16 protein-coding genes and 2 tRNA genes are annotated in these 16,805 nt (G+C 64.6%); 11 read left to right on the top strand and 7 right to left on the bottom strand.

What is annotated here, in order from left to right; genetic code table 11:
- Positions 1-20: 20 nt before the first annotated feature.
- A complete protein-coding gene (gene grxD / locus C722_RS0109670; RefSeq protein ID WP_017640308.1) occupies positions 21-347 on the bottom strand; it encodes a Grx4 family monothiol glutaredoxin in 327 nt (108 codons plus the stop codon).
- Between the two features lie 243 nt (positions 348-590).
- Here grxD and C722_RS0109665 point away from each other — a divergent pair, with 243 nt between their 5' ends.
- Together C722_RS0109665 and argF are read left to right on the top strand one after the other, a co-directional pair.
- Positions 591-995: a DUF3597 domain-containing protein gene (locus C722_RS0109665; RefSeq protein WP_017640307.1), complete on the top strand. Its 405-nt coding sequence runs from the start codon at positions 591-593 to the stop codon at positions 993-995.
- Between the two features lie 193 nt (positions 996-1,188).
- Positions 1,189-2,106, top strand: coding sequence for an ornithine carbamoyltransferase (gene argF / locus C722_RS0109660; protein WP_026083758.1), 918 nt, complete (start codon positions 1,189-1,191; stop codon positions 2,104-2,106).
- A 45-nt stretch (positions 2,107-2,151) separates the two neighbouring features.
- Here argF and C722_RS0109655 read toward each other — a convergent pair whose 3' ends face one another.
- Complete coding sequence (locus C722_RS0109655; RefSeq protein WP_017640305.1) at positions 2,152-2,934, bottom strand: PhzF family phenazine biosynthesis protein; 783 nt, start codon at positions 2,932-2,934, stop codon at positions 2,152-2,154.
- A 295-nt stretch (positions 2,935-3,229) separates the two neighbouring features.
- Here C722_RS0109655 and C722_RS0109650 point away from each other — a divergent pair, with 295 nt between their 5' ends.
- The 5 genes from C722_RS0109650 (at position 3,230) to metR (ending at position 9,329) form a co-directional block, all read left to right on the top strand.
- Entirely contained in the window at positions 3,230-4,102 is an 873-nt protein-coding gene (locus tag C722_RS0109650; RefSeq protein WP_017640304.1) for an MIP/aquaporin family protein, read from the top strand.
- A 30-nt stretch (positions 4,103-4,132) separates the two neighbouring features.
- Positions 4,133-5,641 carry a glycerol kinase GlpK gene (glpK, locus tag C722_RS0109645; protein WP_017640303.1) on the top strand — a complete coding sequence of 503 codons (1,509 nt, stop codon included), beginning with the start codon at positions 4,133-4,135 and terminating at the stop codon, positions 5,639-5,641.
- A gap of 171 nt (positions 5,642-5,812) precedes the next feature.
- Positions 5,813-6,577, top strand: a complete 765-nt coding sequence (locus C722_RS0109640; RefSeq protein WP_007162742.1) for a DeoR/GlpR family DNA-binding transcription regulator — start codon at positions 5,813-5,815, stop codon at positions 6,575-6,577.
- Between the two features lie 156 nt (positions 6,578-6,733).
- Positions 6,734-8,263 (top strand): glycerol-3-phosphate dehydrogenase, encoded by a 1,530-nt coding sequence (gene glpD / locus C722_RS0109635; protein ID WP_017640302.1) that lies wholly within the window; start codon positions 6,734-6,736, stop codon positions 8,261-8,263.
- A gap of 148 nt (positions 8,264-8,411) precedes the next feature.
- Positions 8,412-9,329, top strand: coding sequence for a transcriptional regulator MetR (gene metR / locus C722_RS0109630; protein ID WP_017640301.1), 918 nt, complete (start codon positions 8,412-8,414; stop codon positions 9,327-9,329).
- A 22-nt stretch (positions 9,330-9,351) separates the two neighbouring features.
- On the opposite strand, the gene C722_RS0109625 is transcribed toward metR, so the two are convergent.
- Positions 9,352-9,612, bottom strand: a complete 261-nt coding sequence (locus C722_RS0109625; protein WP_007162739.1) for a type B 50S ribosomal protein L31 — start codon at positions 9,610-9,612, stop codon at positions 9,352-9,354.
- 398 nt (positions 9,613-10,010) lie between these two features.
- On the opposite strand from C722_RS0109625, the gene C722_RS0109620 reads away from it, so the two are divergent.
- Genes C722_RS0109620 through C722_RS0109605 form a run of 4 tightly spaced genes read left to right on the top strand, consistent with a single transcriptional unit; the run spans position 10,011 to position 15,005 of the window.
- Positions 10,011-11,783: an N-acetylglutaminylglutamine amidotransferase gene (locus C722_RS0109620; protein WP_017640300.1), complete on the top strand. Its 1,773-nt coding sequence runs from the start codon at positions 10,011-10,013 to the stop codon at positions 11,781-11,783.
- Positions 11,784-11,796: 13 nt separating this feature from the next.
- Positions 11,797-13,536, top strand: a complete 1,740-nt coding sequence (ngg, locus tag C722_RS0109615) for an N-acetylglutaminylglutamine synthetase (protein WP_017640299.1) — start codon at positions 11,797-11,799, stop codon at positions 13,534-13,536.
- On the top strand, positions 13,533-14,720 hold the full coding sequence (locus C722_RS0109610; protein ID WP_017640298.1) for an osmoprotectant NAGGN system M42 family peptidase: 1,188 nt from the start codon (positions 13,533-13,535) through the stop codon (positions 14,718-14,720). Before ngg ends, C722_RS0109610 begins: the two co-directional genes overlap by 4 nt.
- Positions 14,721-14,774: 54 nt before the next feature.
- Positions 14,775-15,005: a YheU family protein gene (locus C722_RS0109605; protein ID WP_007162735.1), complete on the top strand. Its 231-nt coding sequence runs from the start codon at positions 14,775-14,777 to the stop codon at positions 15,003-15,005.
- A gap of 15 nt (positions 15,006-15,020) precedes the next feature.
- Here the strand turns inward: C722_RS0109605 and C722_RS0109600 are convergent, their stop codons facing one another.
- From C722_RS0109600 to C722_RS0109585, 4 genes are all read right to left on the bottom strand, one after another.
- Positions 15,021-15,350: a YnfA family protein gene (locus tag C722_RS0109600; RefSeq protein ID WP_017640297.1), complete on the bottom strand. Its 330-nt coding sequence runs from the start codon at positions 15,348-15,350 to the stop codon at positions 15,021-15,023.
- Complete coding sequence (locus C722_RS0109595; protein ID WP_017640296.1) at positions 15,344-16,486, bottom strand: GNAT family N-acetyltransferase; 1,143 nt, start codon at positions 16,484-16,486, stop codon at positions 15,344-15,346. The genes C722_RS0109600 and C722_RS0109595 overlap by 7 nt, the downstream gene beginning before the upstream one ends.
- A 133-nt stretch (positions 16,487-16,619) precedes the next feature.
- Positions 16,620-16,695: transfer RNA gene (locus tag C722_RS0109590), tRNA-Glu, on the bottom strand.
- Between the two features lie 34 nt (positions 16,696-16,729).
- Positions 16,730-16,805: transfer RNA gene (locus C722_RS0109585), tRNA-Ala, on the bottom strand.

The following is a 16,805-nucleotide window of genomic DNA, read 5'->3' as shown; positions in this document are numbered from 1 at the left end:
TTTTTTTATGGGCCAAAGACTCAGGCGTCCTTGGTTTCCACGGCTTGCTTGATCAGGGTCTGCAGCTCGCCCTTCTCGTACAGCTCGGCCAGGATGTCGCTGCCGCCGACCAGCTCGCCGCCCACCCACAGCTGGGGAAAGGTCGGCCAGTTGGCGTACTTGGGCAGATTGGCGCGGATTTCCGGATTCTGCAGGATGTCGACATAGGCGAATTTTTCGCCACAGGCCATCAACACCTGAGCGGCACGGGAAGAGAAGCCGCACTGAGGCGCGTTCGGCGAACCCTTCATGTAGAGCAGCACGGGATTGTTGGCAATCTGGTCTTTGATGGTATCGATGATTTCCACGATGCACCTCGCTAATACGGTGGGACGATTGTAACGGAAAGGCCGGTGGAACGCCGGGATTTCCGCGACGTCCAGCCCGAAACAGGCGCGGCTCGACCTGGCAATCGACCACGTCTGTCGAGGCCCGTTCGCTCCGCCCGCAGCGATTTGGCAGACCAACTGGCAAACTTTGGCGGCGAGGCTGTGGTCAGGTTAAGGGTAGGCGCCACTCGGTGCGCCTGATCCAAGACCCAGGAGAACTCCATGAGCCTGTTCAGCAAGATCCTCTCGAAGCTCGGCATTGGTGAGGCCCACGCGGATACCCCCGCCGCAGCGCCCACCACCGGCGCGACCGATACCGCCGCACCTGCCGGCAACCCGGCCGCGACCGGCGGCGCCACTCCCATGAGCCAGGTGGACGTCGCCGCCAAGCTCGATGGCCTGGCCGCCCAGAAAGGCGAACAGCTCAACTGGAAGACCTCCATCGTCGACCTGCTCAAGCTGCTCGACCTGGACAGCAGCCTGACCGCGCGCCAGGAACTGGCCAAGGAGCTGAACTGCCCCGCCGACAAGCTGAACGACTCCGCCCAGATGAACATGTGGCTGCACAAGGCCGTTCTGCAGAAGCTGGCCGACAACGGCGGCAACGTTCCCACCGACCTACTGTAACCCCCACCCGTCCGCTACCCTGTCCCAGGCTAGCCGCCCTGAATTGAGGGCCTAGCCTGCGATGGTGGTAAAATGCGACATGAACTTATACCATTTCGCCTTTGGTCTTTCCGCCGTTTGAAACGGCATGCTCTCAGGTTCGCCGCGTCCTCCAGGGACGGCCGTTACCGGGACGGGACGCTAGGGTAACGAAATGACGGTTCGCCACTTTCTCTCTTTCATGGATTGTTCCTCCGCGGAACTCCGGCAACTCATCGCACGGGGCATTGAGCTCAAGGCCCTGCGTAACCGGGGTGTGCTGCACGAACCCCTGCGCAATCGCGTCCTGGGCATGATCTTCGAGAAGGCCTCGACCCGCACCCGCCTCTCCTTCGAGGCCGGCATGATCCAGCTCGGCGGCCAGGCGATCTTTCTCTCCTCCCGGGATACCCAACTCGGCCGCGGCGAACCCGTTCCGGACAGCGCCCGCGTCATGTCGAGCATGCTCGACGGCGTGATGATCCGCACCTACGCCCACGAGATGCTGACCACCTTTGCCGCCCATTCCCAGGTGCCGGTGATCAATGGTCTGTCGGATGACCTGCACCCCTGCCAGCTGCTGGCCGACATGCAGACCTTCTTCGAACACCGGGGCGATATCCGTGGCAAGACCGTGGCCTGGATCGGCGACGGCAACAACATGTGCAACAGCTACATCGAGGCGGCCGAACAGCTCGACTTCACCCTGCGCATTGCCTGTCCGGAAGGCTACGAGCCCAACCCGCGCTTTCTCGAACGGGCCGGCGACCGCGTGCAGCTGACCCGGGATCCGCGTGAGGCCGTGGCCCAGGCGCACCTGGTCAGCACCGATGTCTGGACCTCCATGGGCCAGGAAGAAGAAACCCGTCTGCGCCTGGCAGCCTTCAAGCCCTACCAGGTCACCGCCGAGCTGCTCGATGGCGCCGCCCCCGAGGTGCTGTTCATGCACTGCCTACCGGCTCACCGCGGTGAGGAAATCAGCCATACCCTGCTGGACGATCCGCGCGCCGTGGTCTGGGACGAAGCCGAAAATCGCCTCCACGCCCAGAAGGCGCTACTCGAATTCCTCATCAAGCCGCCGCTACACGCCTGATCCTGGCGTAGGCCTCGGTTGCGCCAGGCAGCCGAGGCCTTTGGCTCACAGCAACAGCTGCCCGCGCATGACCGTTACCGCCCGCCCGGCGATACTGACCCGATCGCCTTCCAACCGACACCTGAGTTGCCCACCGCGAGCGGAGAGTTGCTGGGCGGTGAGCATCCGCTTGGCCAGTCGCCGCGACCAGTAGGGAATCAGGCTGCAATGCGCCGAGCCGGTGACGGGATCCTCGTCCACGCCCACTGCCGGGGCGAAGAAGCGCGAGACGAAGTCGACCTCCTGTCCCCGTGCGGTCACGATGACGCCCTGCCAGGGCAGCCGGGCAATGGCAGCCAGATCCGGCTTGCAGTCACGCACCGCCTGTTCCGACTCCAGCAGCACCAGCAGCTTGTCCGCCGCCAGGGCATCCACCGGCGAGACCTGCAGGGCTCGCTCCAGTTCGGGCGTCACCCCCAGCTCCGTGGGCACCAACGCCGGAAAATCCAGCGCCAGCAGGCCATCGCCCTCGCGAAACACCCGCAGCACGCCCGACTGGCAGATGAACTCCAGTCGATCTCCAGGCTCTCCATAGGCTTCAAACAGCACATGAGCGGCTGCCAGGGTGGCATGACCGCATAATGGCACCTCGGTCCGCGGGGTGAACCAGCGAATCCGCCAGGTCTCGCCCTCGCGCACCACGAAGGCGGTTTCCGAAAGATTGTGCTCGGTGGCGATTCGCTGCAGCAGCTCGTCGGCCGGCCAGCTATCCAGGCGGTAGACGGCAGCAGGATTGCCGCGAAAGGCCTGATCGGTGAAGGCATCGACCTGATGAAATTCTAGGGACATGCACGCTACCTGAGCAGAAGAAGAGAAACAGCAAGCGTCAACGTCGCGCGGGCACCCGGCCTCTGATGATCCCTGTAGCGACGGCTACAGCCTAAGACCGGCCGATGGACAGGTTGTCTTCACAAGTCCTATGACCAAAATAGCAGGCGGCGTCGCATCGGCAATGAATTGTCGAACGTCGTCACTGTTTTTGCGCTCAGGAGCTTTGACAGTTTTCATATTTGAAATTAGATTTTCGGTTGCGAACAAATGGCCCATCGGCCACCTATAAATACAACAACCACGAGGCTCCCCCATGAGTACTCTTCTCGCTCCAACACTACGCGGTCAATGCATCGCCGAATTCCTCGGCACAGCCCTGCTCATCTTCTTCGGTACCGGCTGCGTGGCGGCCGCGAAGGTCGGCGGCGCTACCCTCGGTTTGTGGGAGATCAGTATCATCTGGGGCGTCGGCGTGAGCATGGCGGTCTACCTGTCTGCCGGTGTCTCCGGCGCGCATCTCAGCCCGGCCGTCACCATCGCCCTCTGGCTGTTCGGTGGCTTCGAAAGACGCAAGGTCCCGGCCTACATCCTGGCCCAGGTCGCCGGTGCCTTCTGTGGCGCGGCGCTGGTCTACGGCCTCTACAGCAGCCTGTTTTTCGATTATGAACAGGCCCACAACATGGTCCGCGGCAGCCAGGCGAGCCTGGAACTGGCCGGCGTCTTCTCCACCTATCCCCATCCTTCCCTGTCGATCGGTCAGGCCTTCCTGGTGGAAGCCGTCATCACCGCCATCCTGCTGGCCATGATCATGGCCCTCACCGACGACGGCAACGGCCTGCCCCGTGGCCCGCTCGCCCCCCTGCTGATCGGCCTGCTGATCGCCGTGATCGGTGGTTCCATGGGTCCGCTGACCGGCTTCGCCATGAACCCGGCCCGGGATTTCGGACCCAAGCTGATGGCCTTCTTCGCCGGGTGGGGTGAAATCGCTTTTACCGGTGGCCGCGACATCCCCTACTTCCTGGTGCCGATCTTCGGCCCCATCGTCGGTGCCTGCCTGGGCGCCGCCGGTTACAAGGCGCTGATCTGCCGCCACCTGCCCGGCCTGGCTTCCGGTGCCTGCGACGTCCCGGCCAAGGCCGAGGACAGCGCTCGCACCGAAGTGAACTCCGCTTCCAAAGCGTCCTGATCGCCGCGAATCACAATAAGGAATACGACCATGACCGACCAGAACAAGCAGTACATCGTCGCGCTCGACCAGGGCACCACCAGCTCCCGCGCCATCGTGCTGGACCGCAATGCCAACGTGGTGACCATCGCCCAGCGCGAATTCGCGCAGATCTATCCCCAGGCCGGCTGGGTCGAGCACGACCCCATGGAGATCTGGGCCACCCAGAGCGCGGTGTTCGTCGAGGCCCTGGCCCAGGCCAGCATCAGCACCGAGCAGATCGCCGCCATCGGCATCACCAACCAGCGTGAAACCGCCATCGTCTGGGACAAGCTCACCGGTCGTCCCATCTACAACGCCATCGTCTGGCAGAGCCGCCAGAGCACCGCGATCTGCGACCAGCTCAAGCGCGACGGCATGGAAGACCATATCCGCAAGACCACCGGCCTGGTGATCGATCCCTATTTCTCCGGCACCAAGATCAAGTGGATCCTCGATCACGTCGAAGGCAGCCGTGAACGCGCCCGCCGCGGCGAGCTGCTGTTCGGCACCGTGGACACCTGGCTGATCTGGAAGATGACCCAGGGCCAGGCCCACGTCACCGACTACACCAACGCCTCCCGCACCCTGCTGTTCGATATCCACAAGCGTGAGTGGGATGCCACCATGCTCGAGGTGCTCGACATCCCGCGCGAGATGCTGCCGGAGGTGAAGTCCTCCTCCGAGGTCTATGGCCAGGCGCACCTGGGCAGCGGCCAGACCACCGGCATCCCCATCGCCGGTATCGCCGGCGACCAGCAGGCGGCGCTGTTCGGCCAGATGTGCGTGGAGCCCGGCCAGGCCAAGAACACCTATGGCACCGGTTGCTTCCTGCTGATGAACACCGGCGAGAAGGCGGTGCAGTCCCAGCACGGCCTGCTGACCACCATCGCCTGCGGTCCTCGCGGCGAGGTCAACTACGCCCTGGAAGGCGCCATCTTCAACGGCGGCTCCACCGTCCAGTGGCTGCGTGACGAGCTCAAGGTGATCAACGATTCCCTGGACTCCGAGTACTTCGCCACCAAGGTGACCGACAGCAACGGCGTCTACCTGGTCCCGGCCTTCACCGGTCTGGGCGCGCCCTACTGGGATCCCTATGCCCGCGGCGCGCTGTTCGGCCTGACCCGGGGCGTGAAGGTGGACCACATCATCCGCGCCACTCTGGAATCCATCGCCTTCCAGACCCGCGACGTGCTGGACGCCATGCAGCAGGATGCCGGCGAAGCCTTGAAGTCCCTGCGCGTGGACGGCGGCGCCACCGCCAACAACTTCCTCATGCAGTTCCAGTCGGATGTGCTCGGCACCCGGGTCGAGCGACCGGAAATGAAGGAGACCACGGCCCTGGGCGCGGCCTACCTGGCCGGTCTCGCCACCGGCTTCTGGAGCAGCCTGGACGAGTTGCGCAGCAAGAGCACCATCGAGCGCGTCTTCGAACCGGCTTGCGATCCGAGCAAGAGAGACACCCTGTACAAGGGTTGGAAGAAGGCCGTCGAGCGTACCCGCGGCTGGGCGCTGGACTGAGTCGAATCCGACCGGGAGGCGGCCGGTACTTGCCGGGCCGCTTCCCGCAAGGCTCCCCCACGAGGCCGGCGTCTTCCGACGCCGGTCTTGCTTTGCGCGACAAGCGCTTTCCACCTTGAAAGAGCTACGGCATCCTCTGTGAATTTACTCGATCACCTCAAGGAAGCCGTAATGAGCCTGGCGCCTCGCCAACAGCAGATTCTCGAACTGGTCCGTGAGCGCGGCTACGTCAGCATCGAAGAGCTGGCCCAGCATTTCTCCGTCACCCCCCAGACGATCCGCCGCGACATCAACCAGCTCGCCGAAGCCGGGCTACTGCGGCGCTACCACGGGGGTGCCGCCCACGACTCCAGCGTGGAAAACACCGAATACAGCATGAGGGCCGGGCAGATGCGCGAGGAAAAGCGCCTGATCGCCGAAGCCGTGGCCGCTGCCGTGCCCGACCATGCCTCGCTGTTCATCAACATCGGCACCACCACCGAGGCCATCGCCCATGCCCTGCTCGGGCATCGCAGCCTCAAGGTCATCACCAACAACCTGCACGTGGCCAACATCCTCAGCGCCAAGGACGACTTCGACGTGCTGATCGCCAGCGGCAAGGTACGCAGCGACGGCGGCGTAGTGGGCCAGGCCACCGCCGACTTCATCAAGCAGTTCAAGGTCGACTACGCCCTGGTGGGCATCAGCGGTATCGACGAAGACGGCACCCTGCTGGATTTCGACTACCAGGAGGTCTGCGTCTCCCAGGCCATCATCCACAATGCCCGCCAGGTGTTTCTCGCCGCCGACTCCAGCAAGTTCGGCCGCAACGCCATGATCCGCCTGGGCAGCCTGGAGCAGATCGATCAGCTGTTCACCGAGCAGGAGCCCTCTCCGGCCTTCGCGCGCTGCCTGCGCGAATGGCAGGTCAAGGTCGAGGTAGCGCGCCCGCGCTGACCTCCAGGGGCGACGACCATTCGTCGCCTCCCCCCTCTCCATATTCGTTTTTTTTCGTTTTAGCGGTCTGAAGACACAGACCTGGCTAGAACCTGAGTTTTTGCTGGGCTATTATGTTCGAAACCGAATAATTATGTTCGTTTCACAGGAGGCACCATGGCCCAGGCACCCACTGCAACTCCCCGGACCTACGATCTCGCCGTCATCGGCGGTGGCATCAATGGCGTCGGCATCGCCGCCGACGCCGCCGGTCGTGGCCTGTCGGTGTTCCTCTGTGAACGTGACGACTTGGCGAGCCACACCTCCTCTGCCAGCAGCAAGCTGATCCACGGCGGCCTGCGCTACCTGGAACACCATGAGTTCCGGCTAGTGCGCGAAGCCCTGGCCGAGCGCGAGGTACTGCTGGCGAAGGCGCCCCACATCGTCAAACCGATGCGCTTCGTCCTGCCCCATCGCCCGCACCTGCGTCCGGCCTGGATGATCCGTGCCGGTCTCTTCCTTTATGACCACCTCGGCAAGCGCGAAAAGCTGCCGGGTTCGCGCGGCCTGACATTCGATGCCCAGGGGCCGCTCAAGGCCGAGATCAAGCGTGGCTTCGAGTATTCCGATTGCTGGGTGGACGATGCCCGTCTGGTGGTGCTCAACGCCATGCAGGCGCGGGACAAGGGTGCCGACATAGTGACCCGCACCCGTTGCGTCAGCGCCCGCCGCGTCGAGGGTCACTGGGAGGTTGAGGTCGAAGGTCCTCAGGGGCGCCAGCAGATCCGTGCCAAGGGCCTGGTCAATGCCGCCGGCCCCTGGGTCGCCAGCTTCATCCGTCAGGACCTGCAGCAGAAGTCGCCCTATGGCATCCGCCTGATCCAGGGCAGCCATGTCATCGTGCCCAAGCTGTACGAAGGCGAGCAGGCCTACATCATGCAGAACGAGGACCGTCGCATCGTCTTCGCCATTCCCTACCTGGGCCAATACACCATGGTCGGCACCACGGATCGCGAGTACCAGGGCGATCCGGCCAAGGTGACCATCACCGACCAGGAAATCGACTATGTGCTGGGGGTGGCCAATGCCCACTTCCGCAAGCAGCTCAGTCGCGATGACGTCCTGCACACCTTCTCCGGTGTCCGCCCGCTGTGCGACGACGAGTCGGATAACCCCTCCGCCATCACCCGGGACTACACCCTGTCGCTGGCCGAAGAACAGGGCGCCCCACTGCTGTCGGTGTTCGGTGGCAAGCTGACCACCTATCGCAAGCTGGCCGAGTCGGCGATGGCGCAGCTGCAGCCCTTCTTCCCCCGGCTGGGCAACAGCTGGACAGCCTCGGCGCCGCTGCCCGGTGGCGAGAACATGACCACGCCCCAGGCCTTGACCCGCGAACTGCTGGACAAGGTCAGCGGCCTGACGCCGGCCCTGGCGCAGCGCTGGGCCAACACCTATGGCAGTCGGGTCTGGACCCTGCTGGGTGATTCGCGCTCGGTGGAGGAACTAGGTGCGGTAATCGGCGCTGACCTCCACGTGCGTGAAGTGGAATACCTGCAGCGCCACGAGTGGGTCACCCATGCCGATGACGTGCTCTGGCGGCGGACCAAGTTGGGACTGGTATTCACCGCTACGGAGCGGGCCGCTCTGGAAAACCTCCTGGCGCATTCCGAACCCGCCCGGAGCACCAAGGACAGCAACGCGGCCTGACGCCTGCTGTTCCTGAGCGGGCAATCCGCTCAGGAACAGCGGTGTTCACCCTTGCAATAGACACTGAAACAACGCGCCAGGCGCGTTGGAGCATAGGCAGCACCATGAAAAGTCTTCATGATGCACCTTTACCTCCAGCGCCGACGCCATGTTCGAACTTCGCCACCTGAAAACCCTGCATGCACTCCGCGAATCCTCCAGTCTGGTGGAGGCTGCAGAACGCTTGCATCTGACCCAGTCCGCCCTCTCCCATCAGTTCAAGGAACTGGAAGAACGGCTGGGGACCCCGCTATTCATTCGCAAGACCAAACCCATCCGCTTCACCAGCGCCGGTTTGCGCCTGCTGCAGACCGCGGACGCGGTGTTGCCGCATCTGCGCAGTGCCGAACGGGATCTGGCGCGCCTGGTGGGCGGGACGGCGGGCCGGCTGCACATGGCCATCGAATGCCACAGCTGCTTCCAATGGCTGATGCCGACCATCGACCAGTTTCGCGATTCCTGGCCGGAAGTGGAGCTGGACCTGGCCTCCGGATTCTCTTTCGCACCCTTGCCCGCGCTAGCGCGGGGCGATCTGGATCTGGTGGTCACCGCCAATCCGGTGGACCTCTCGGGGGTCACCTATGTGCCACTGTTCACCTACGAAGCCCTGCTGGCGGTGGCCAACCAGCATCCCCTGGCACAGCGGCCCTATATCGTGCCCGAGGACCTCGCCCAGGAGACCCAGATCACCTATCCGGTGGAGCGCGATCGACTGGATATCTTCACCCGTTTTCTCGATCCGGCCGATGTCGAACCGCTCTCGATTCGCACGGCGGAGATGACGGTGATGATGCTGCAACTGGTGGCGTCAGGCCGTGGCGTCTGCTGCCTGCCCAACTGGGCGATCCACGAGTACAGCTCGCGCGGCTACGTGACGGCGCGCCGGCTGGGGGAGAAAGGCCTCTATGCGACGCTCCATGCGGCGATTCGCGAAGACATGCTGGAAGCGCCCTTCATGCAGGATTTCCTGCTGACCGCCAAGGACACCTCCTTCGCCACCCTCGAAGGGGTCAGCAGCGCGCGCTGAGCCGGCGCGCTGCCCGTGGCGCTTACTTGCTGTTGCCACCCGGGAAGCCGGCGAACTTCTTGTTGAAGCTCGAGACGCGGCCTTCGACCTTCATCTGGCGCTGCTCGCCGGTGTAGATGGGGTGGGAAGCGCTGGATACGTCGAGGCTGATGTAGGGATAGGTCTCGCCTTCGTATTCCTGGGTGCGGTCGCTCTCAGCCGTGGAGCGAATCAGGAAGTAGGTGTCCGAGGTGGTGTCGTGGAACAGCACGGGACGGTAGTTGGGATGGATACCGGGTTTCATGAGACGTCTCCTGGTCTGGGGCGCCGAAGACGGGATGCCTCCCACGCGCCGATTAAAGATACATTATAACATATAAAGATCACTTTTGCAGTCCCGCCTGTGACGGTGGCGGCAGCCATGACCCTTGCGATGGAACCATCCGCCGCGCCTGGGGCTCGTAACCTGAGGCCCTGACCGGCGGTACCCCACTCTCTTTGAGACCCGCTGTCGGTCGGTGCGTGCGTTCAGGCCCACGGCGCCAGACAGACGAGCTGTCCGCCCCTGCCCTTTGCGCCCGCACGGCGCCCCTGCATTGGCTTCTCAAGGATCGCGAGAAGTCCACACGCATTGGATGCGCACGCCGGGTTCGGGACTGAACTCGTTGCGCCGCATCCCAAGGATTCAAGAGGCACAGCACCATGTGCGGCATCGCCGGAGAGCTTCGTTTCGATCAACAACCTGCAGCCATCAGCGCGGTGGAGCGCATCACCCACCGCCTCGAACAGCGCGGACCGGATGCCTGGGGCTTCCATAGCCAGGGGCCGGTCGCCCTGGGCCACCGGCGGTTGAAGATCATGGATCTGGCGGAAGCCTCGGGCCAACCCATGATCGAGCCGGAACTGGGGTTGTCGATGGTGTTCAACGGCGCCATCTACAACTACCCGGAATTGCGCAGCGAGCTGGAAGCCAAGGGTTACAGCTTTTTTTCCGGGGGTGACACCGAGATCCTGCTCAAGGCCTATCACGCCTGGGGTAAGGACATGCTGCCCAAGCTCAATGGCATGTTCGCCTTCGCCATCTGGGAGCGTGACAGCGGCCGGCTGTTCATCGCCCGGGATCGTCTGGGGATCAAGCCGCTGTATCTGTCGTTCACCGACAAACGCCTGAGATTCGCCTCCAGCCTGCCCGCCCTGTTGGAAGCCGGTGACATCGACACCCGCATCGATCCGGTCGCGCTCAACCACTACCTGAACTTCCACGCTGTGGTGCCGGCACCGCGCACCATCCTGCAGGGCGTGCAGAAGCTGCCGCCAGCGACCTGGATGACTGTGGATGCGTCTGGCCAGCAGCATCAGGAGACCTGGTGGAATCTGGACTACGGTCCCCGTGAAGACGAGCGTCGCTACACTCTGGACGACTGGGCCGAGCGCGTCCTGCACGGCCTCAAGGATGCCGTCGCAATCCGCCAGCGCGCCGCGCGCGAGGTGGGCGTATTGCTGTCGGGTGGCGTGGATTCCAGCCTGCTGGTGGGCCTGCTGCACGATTCGGGGGTCAAGGACCTGCTGACCTTCTCCATCGGCTTCGAGGATGCCGGCGGCGAGCGCGGCGACGAATTCCAGTATTCCGATCTGATCGCCAATCACTACGGCACCCGCCACCACCAGTTGCGCATCGCCGAGGACGAGATCATCCAGCAGCTGCCGCGCGCCTTCTCGGCCATGAGCGAGCCGATGGTGAGCCACGACTGCATCGCCTTCTATCTGCTGTCACGCGAGGTCTCCAAGCACTGCAAGGTCGTACAAAGCGGCCAGGGCGCGGATGAACTCTTCGCCGGTTACCACTGGTATCCCCAGGTGCATGGCGCCGCCGATCCCTTCGCCGCCTATCGCGCCGCCTTCTTCGACCGCGACTACGCCCAGTATGCCGCCACCGTGCAGGCGGGCATGCGCCTGGAGGAAGACGCCGCCGAGGCCTTCGTCCGTCAGCACTTCGCCAAGCCGGGCGCCAGCGCCGGGGTCGACAAGGCCCTGCGCCTGGACAGCACCGTGATGCTGGTGGACGACCCGGTCAAGCGGGTCGACAACATGACCATGGCCTGGGGCCTGGAAGCCCGGGTGCCCTTCCTCGACTATCGCCTGGCTGAACTCTCGGCGCGCATTCCCGCTGAATTCAAGCTGGGCGACGGCGGTAAGCAGGTGCTCAAGGCCGCCGCGCGCAAGGTCATTCCCCAGGAGGTGATCGACCGGCCCAAGGGCTATTTCCCGGTGCCGGGCCTCAAACACCTGGAAGGCAACACCCTCAGCTGGGTACGCGAGCTACTGCTGGATCCCAGCCAGGATCGCGGTCTGTTCGACACCGCCGAGATCGATCGCCTGCTGACCAATCCGGCCGACCGCATCACGCCCCTGCGTGGCTCCAAGCTCTGGCAACTCGCCGCGCTCAACCTCTGGCTGAGCGAACACGGACTGTGAGGGTGCACGACGCATGAAAGCGACCAGCTACAACCAGCGCCTCCAGCGGGCCCAGACGCCCTCCTACGAACGGCTGCAGGCGCGCCTGGCGGAAGGCGACCATCCGACCTCCCAGCCGCTCTGCCTGCATTGCGGCTGGGGACGGCTGCTCGTCGGCCATACCTATCCCGACCCCGCCAGCCTGGCCAAGGAGCTGCTCACCGAAACGCCCGGCGAGCGCGACATTGCGCTCTACGTGGCCGCGCCGCATCAGGTGCTGGCCCAGGCACCCCAGCAGCTGTTCCTCGACCCCAGCGATACCCTGCGGATCTGGTTCAGCGACTATCGTCCGGCCCGCCGGATCTATCGCGGCTTTCGGATCCGCCGCGCCTGCTCCGCGCAGGACTGGAGCGAGATCAACCGACTCTATCAGCAGCGGCACATGCTGCCCGTCGATACCGAGCGGCTGACGCCCCGGCACAAGGGCGGCCCGGTCTACTGGCTGGCGGAAGACGACGACAGCGGCGCCATCATCGGCTCGGTGATGGGCCTCAATCACGTCAAGGCCTTCCAGGATCCCGATGGTGGCTCCTCGCTGTGGTGCCTGGCGGTATCGCCCGAGTGCAGCCGACCCGGTGTCGGCGAGGCGCTGGTGCGCCATTTGATCGAGCACTATGCCAGTCGCGGCCTGGCCTACCTGGACCTGTCGGTGCTGCATGACAACCTGCAGGCCAAGCGACTCTACGATAAGCTGGGTTTCCGTCAGCTGCAGACCTTCGCCATCAAATGCAAGAACGGCATCAATCAGACGCTTTTCCTCGGCCCCGGCCCTGCTGCCGAACTGAATCCCTATGCACGGATCATTGTCGACGAAGCCCTGCGGCGTGGCATCGAGGTCCAGGTGGACGATGCCGAGGGCGGCCTTTTCACCCTGATCCAGGGCAACCGCCGCATCCGCTGCCGCGAATCCCTCACCGATCTCACCTCCGCCGTGACCATGACCCTCTGCGCCGACAAGGTGCTGACCAGCCGTACCCTGGCCCGGGCCGGGTTGAAGGTCCCTGAACAGCAACTGGCGGGCAGCGACGAAGACAACGCCGCCTTCCTGGAGAAGCATGGCGCTCTGGTGGTCAAGCCGGTCAATGGCGAACAGGGCAAGGGCGTGGCCGTGGATATCCGCGACGCCGAACACCTCGCCACCGCCATCCAGGCGGCGCAGCGTTATGACGATCGCGTGCTGCTGGAAAGCTTTCACCAGGGCCTCGACCTGCGGATAGTGGTCATTGGCCACGAGGTGGTGGCTGCGGCCATCCGCCGGCCGGCGGAAATCGTCGGCGACGGTCAGCACAGCGTCCGGGACCTGATCGAAGCCCAGAGTCGCCGTCGCCAGGCCGCCACCGGCGGCGAGTCGCGCATCCCGGTGGACGAGGAAACCGAACGCGCCATCCGCGGTGCCGGCTACGAGTGGGACAGCGTGCTTCCCACCGGCACCCACCTGGCCGTGCGCAAGACCGCCAACCTACACACCGGCGGCATCCTGGAAGACGTCACCGACAGCCTCCATCCGGTGCTGGCCGATGCTGCCATCCAGGCGGCCCGGGCACTGGACATCCCCGTCACCGGCATGGACCTGCTGGTCCCGGCTGCCGACTCGCCCGACTACGTCATCATCGAAGCCAATGAGCGGCCGGGCCTGGCCAATCACGAGCCCCGCCCCACCGCCGAACGCTTCATCGACCTGCTGTTCCCGCTCTCCCGGGAGGTTCCGCTATGAATCGCTTGCCCGAGCCCGATCTGGATTACCTGCGCAAGGTCCTGCTGGACATGCTGGCCATCCCCAGCCCCACGGGCTTCACCGACACCATCGTCATGTACGTGGCCGAACGGCTCAACGAACTCGACATCCCCTTCGAACTGACCCGCCGCGGCACCATCCGCGCCACCATCAAGGGCCACAAGGAGAGTCCCGACCGGGCTGTCTCCGCGCACCTGGACACCATTGGCGCCATCGTCCGCGAGATCAAGGACAATGGCCGCCTGGGCCTGGCGGCGGTCGGCCACTGGTCGAGTCGCTTCGCCGAAGGCAGCCGGGTCAGCCTGTTCACCGATGACGGCACCCTGAGAGGCAGTGTGCTGCCGCTGCTGGCCTCCGGTCACGCCTTCAACACCGAGATCGACAAGATGCCGGTGACCTGGGACCACATCGAATTGCGCCTGGACGCCGTGACCAAGAGTCGCCACGAGACCGAGCAACTGGGCGTGCAGGTCGGCGACTTCGTCGCCTTCGATCCGCTGCCGGAATTCACCGACAGCGGCTACATCAGCTCGCGCCACCTGGACGACAAGGCGGGCGTGGCTGCCCTGCTCACCGCCTTGAAGATGCTCAAGGAAACCGGCCAGACGCCACCCATCGACTGCCATCCGCTGTTCACCATCACCGAGGAGGTGGGTTCGGGGGCTGCCGGCGCCCTGCCCTGGGACGTCAGCGAATTCGTCGGCATCGACATCGCCCCGGTCGCGCCCGGCCAGCGCTCCGACGAGCACCGCGTCAGCGTCGCCATGCAAGATTCCGCCGGCCCCTACGACTATCACCTGTCACGGCATCTGCTGCGCCTGGCGCAACGCAACGACATCCCGGTGCGCCGCGACCTGTTCCGCTACTACTACAGCGACGCCCACTCGGCGATCAGTTCCGGCCAGGACGTGCGGGTCGCCCTGCTGGCCTTCGGTTGCGATGCCACCCATGGCTACGAGCGCACCCATATCGTCAGCCTGGCGGCGCTCAGCCAGCTGCTGACCGGCTACATGCTCAGCCCGCCGGTGTTCGACAGCGATGCGCAACCGGCCGACAGTTCGCTGGATCGCTTCGGTCACCAGTTGCTGCCGGAAGACACCCAGATGGACAACCAGACGCACCTGCCGCCGCTGGAGGAGGTCGTCGGCGACGGCAGCAAATAGCGTTCGAACCAAGCGCCTGGGGTATCCTGGGCGCCTTTTTTCAGGCACCTCTCGATGATCATCCCCCACGACCAGCTCGCTGCCGCCACCCTAGACAACCTGCTGGAAGACTTCGTTACCCGCGACGGCACCGACAACGGTGACGAAACACCCCTGGCGACCCGTACCCAGCGCGCCCGACGTGCCCTGGAAACCGGCGAAGCCGTCATCCTCTTCGATCCGGACAGTGCGCTGTGCCAACTGGTGCTGCGCCGCGACGTGCCGCCCGAGTTGCTCGACGACTAGCGCGTCTCGCGCCTGTCAGGTACTGCCGCGCGGCGCCAACAGGATCACCAGCGCCCCGGCCACGCACAGCAGACCGCCCGCCAGATCCGTCCAAGTCGGCCGGGTGCGCTCGACCAGCGCCAGCCAGCCCAGCGACGCCACCACATAGATGCCGCCATAGGCGGCGTAGGCGCGCCCGGCGTAGGCCGACTCGATACGCGTCAGCAACAGGGCGAAGAGCACCAGGCTGGCAAGCCCGGGCGCTATCCACCAGGGACTGCGATCCAGCCGTAGCCAGAGCCAAAAGGCATAGCAGCCGGCGATCTCGAATAGCGCGGCCAAGAAGAACCAGAGATAGTTCAGCATGGTGCCGCGCCGTCTTCCTGGCGATAGGGCAAGGCCTCGGCGGCCCGGCGCGCATAGGCCTGGACCCCCTCTCGCTCCTGGTCGAGAAACTCCGCCACAGCGGCTCTCAGACCCGGATGCACCAGGTAGTGCCAGGAATGGGTCAGGGTGGGCTCGAAGCCCCGAATCAGCTTGTGCTCACCCTGGGCGCCGGCATCGAAGCGCTGCAGCCCTTCGGCGATGGCGTACTCGATACCCTGGTAGAAACAGGTCTCGAAGTGCAGCTGGTCAAATTCCTGCAGGCAGCCCCAGTAACGGCCATAGAGGGTGTCATCGTCCTTGAGATAGAAGGCCATGGCTACCGGCCGACTGCCCTGGCGGACCAGCACCACCCGAATCGCCTCGGGCAGCCGCTCGGCCAGCAGGCTGAAGAAGGCGCGGGTCAGGTAGGGATCCTGGCCACGCACCTCATAGGTATTGGCATAGCAGGCATAGACGAAGTCCCACTCGGCTTCGCTCAACTCATCGCCCTTACGCCACTCGAAACTCACCCCCAGGCCGGCGACCTGGTCGCGCTCCTTGCGCAGCTGCTTGCGCTTGCGCGAGGTCAGGGCGGCGAGGAAGTCGCCATAGTCGCGATAGCCGCGGTTATGCCAGTGGAACTGGCAACCGAGGCGGGCCAGCCAGCCATCGCGATCCTGCAGCACGGCATCGGCCTTGGGGTCGGTGAAGTTTACGTGCAGGCTGGAGAGCTCCAGACCGGCCAGGCTGCCCGTGGTGGCGTCAAGCAGGGTTGCGCAGGCGGTTGGCTCGCCCAGCAGACGCGCCCCCTGCACCGGCGAGAAGGGCACGGCGGCCAGCAGCTTGGGATAGTAGTCGATCCCGGCGCGCCGGCAGGCATCGGCCCAGGCCCAGTCGAAGACATATTCGCCATAGGAGTGCGCCTTGAGATAGGCCGGCATCGCGGCCCGCAGTCGACCCTGTTCATCCTTGAGGATCTGGTGCGCGGGCTGCCAGCCGGTCCCCTGCCCCAGGCTGCCGCTGTCTTCCAGGGTGGAGAGGAATTCATGCCGCAGAAAGGGCTGGTCGTCCACCAGCAAACCGTTCCACTGCTCGGCAGACACCTGGGCCAGGCTGTAGAGATACTCGACGATCATCCCACTCCCCTTGCTTGGACTCGGCATACAGGTCTAACACAATTCAATGCCCTGACGGGCACCTGGGAAAGACCCTGGTGAATGGCTTTCGTGCGGACGAAAAAAACCGCCGTGAGGCGGTTTCCTTCGAGTGTGGCGTCCCCTAGGGGACTCGAACCCCTGTTACCGCCGTGAAAGGGCGGTGTCCTAGGCCACTAGACGAAGGGGACGTTACCCTAGTGCGACCCTTGCGGATCACGAAATTGGTGGAGCTAGACGGGATCGAACCGTCGACCTCTTGCATGCCATGCAAGCGCTCTCCCAGCTGAGCTATAGCCCC

Origin of the sequence: Pseudomonas sp. 313 (assembly GCF_000316965.1) — a bacterium.
GTDB lineage: Bacteria > Pseudomonadota > Gammaproteobacteria > Pseudomonadales > Pseudomonadaceae > Chryseomonas > Chryseomonas benzopyrenica.
Note: the sequence above shows the minus strand (reverse complement) of the source record. Positions and strands in the feature narration are given on the sequence as shown.

Coding starts and splice junctions, on each gene's coding strand:
- C722_RS0109665 (WP_017640307.1), top strand. CDS start 591: ATGAGCCTGTTCAGCAAGATCCTCTCGAAGCTCGGCATTGGTGAGGCC.
- argF (WP_026083758.1), top strand. CDS start 1,189: ATGACGGTTCGCCACTTTCTCTCTTTCATGGATTGTTCCTCCGCGGAA.
- C722_RS0109655 (WP_017640305.1), bottom strand. CDS start 2,934: ATGTCCCTAGAATTTCATCAGGTCGATGCCTTCACCGATCAGGCCTTT.
- C722_RS0109650 (WP_017640304.1), top strand. CDS start 3,230: ATGAGTACTCTTCTCGCTCCAACACTACGCGGTCAATGCATCGCCGAA.
- glpK (WP_017640303.1), top strand. CDS start 4,133: ATGACCGACCAGAACAAGCAGTACATCGTCGCGCTCGACCAGGGCACC.
- C722_RS0109640 (WP_007162742.1), top strand. CDS start 5,813: ATGAGCCTGGCGCCTCGCCAACAGCAGATTCTCGAACTGGTCCGTGAG.
- glpD (WP_017640302.1), top strand. CDS start 6,734: ATGGCCCAGGCACCCACTGCAACTCCCCGGACCTACGATCTCGCCGTC.
- metR (WP_017640301.1), top strand. CDS start 8,412: ATGTTCGAACTTCGCCACCTGAAAACCCTGCATGCACTCCGCGAATCC.
- C722_RS0109625 (WP_007162739.1), bottom strand. CDS start 9,612: ATGAAACCCGGTATCCATCCCAACTACCGTCCCGTGCTGTTCCACGAC.
- C722_RS0109620 (WP_017640300.1), top strand. CDS start 10,011: ATGTGCGGCATCGCCGGAGAGCTTCGTTTCGATCAACAACCTGCAGCC.
- ngg (WP_017640299.1), top strand. CDS start 11,797: ATGAAAGCGACCAGCTACAACCAGCGCCTCCAGCGGGCCCAGACGCCC.
- C722_RS0109610 (WP_017640298.1), top strand. CDS start 13,533: ATGAATCGCTTGCCCGAGCCCGATCTGGATTACCTGCGCAAGGTCCTG.
- C722_RS0109605 (WP_007162735.1), top strand. CDS start 14,775: ATGATCATCCCCCACGACCAGCTCGCTGCCGCCACCCTAGACAACCTG.
- C722_RS0109600 (WP_017640297.1), bottom strand. CDS start 15,350: ATGCTGAACTATCTCTGGTTCTTCTTGGCCGCGCTATTCGAGATCGCC.
- C722_RS0109595 (WP_017640296.1), bottom strand. CDS start 16,486: ATGATCGTCGAGTATCTCTACAGCCTGGCCCAGGTGTCTGCCGAGCAG.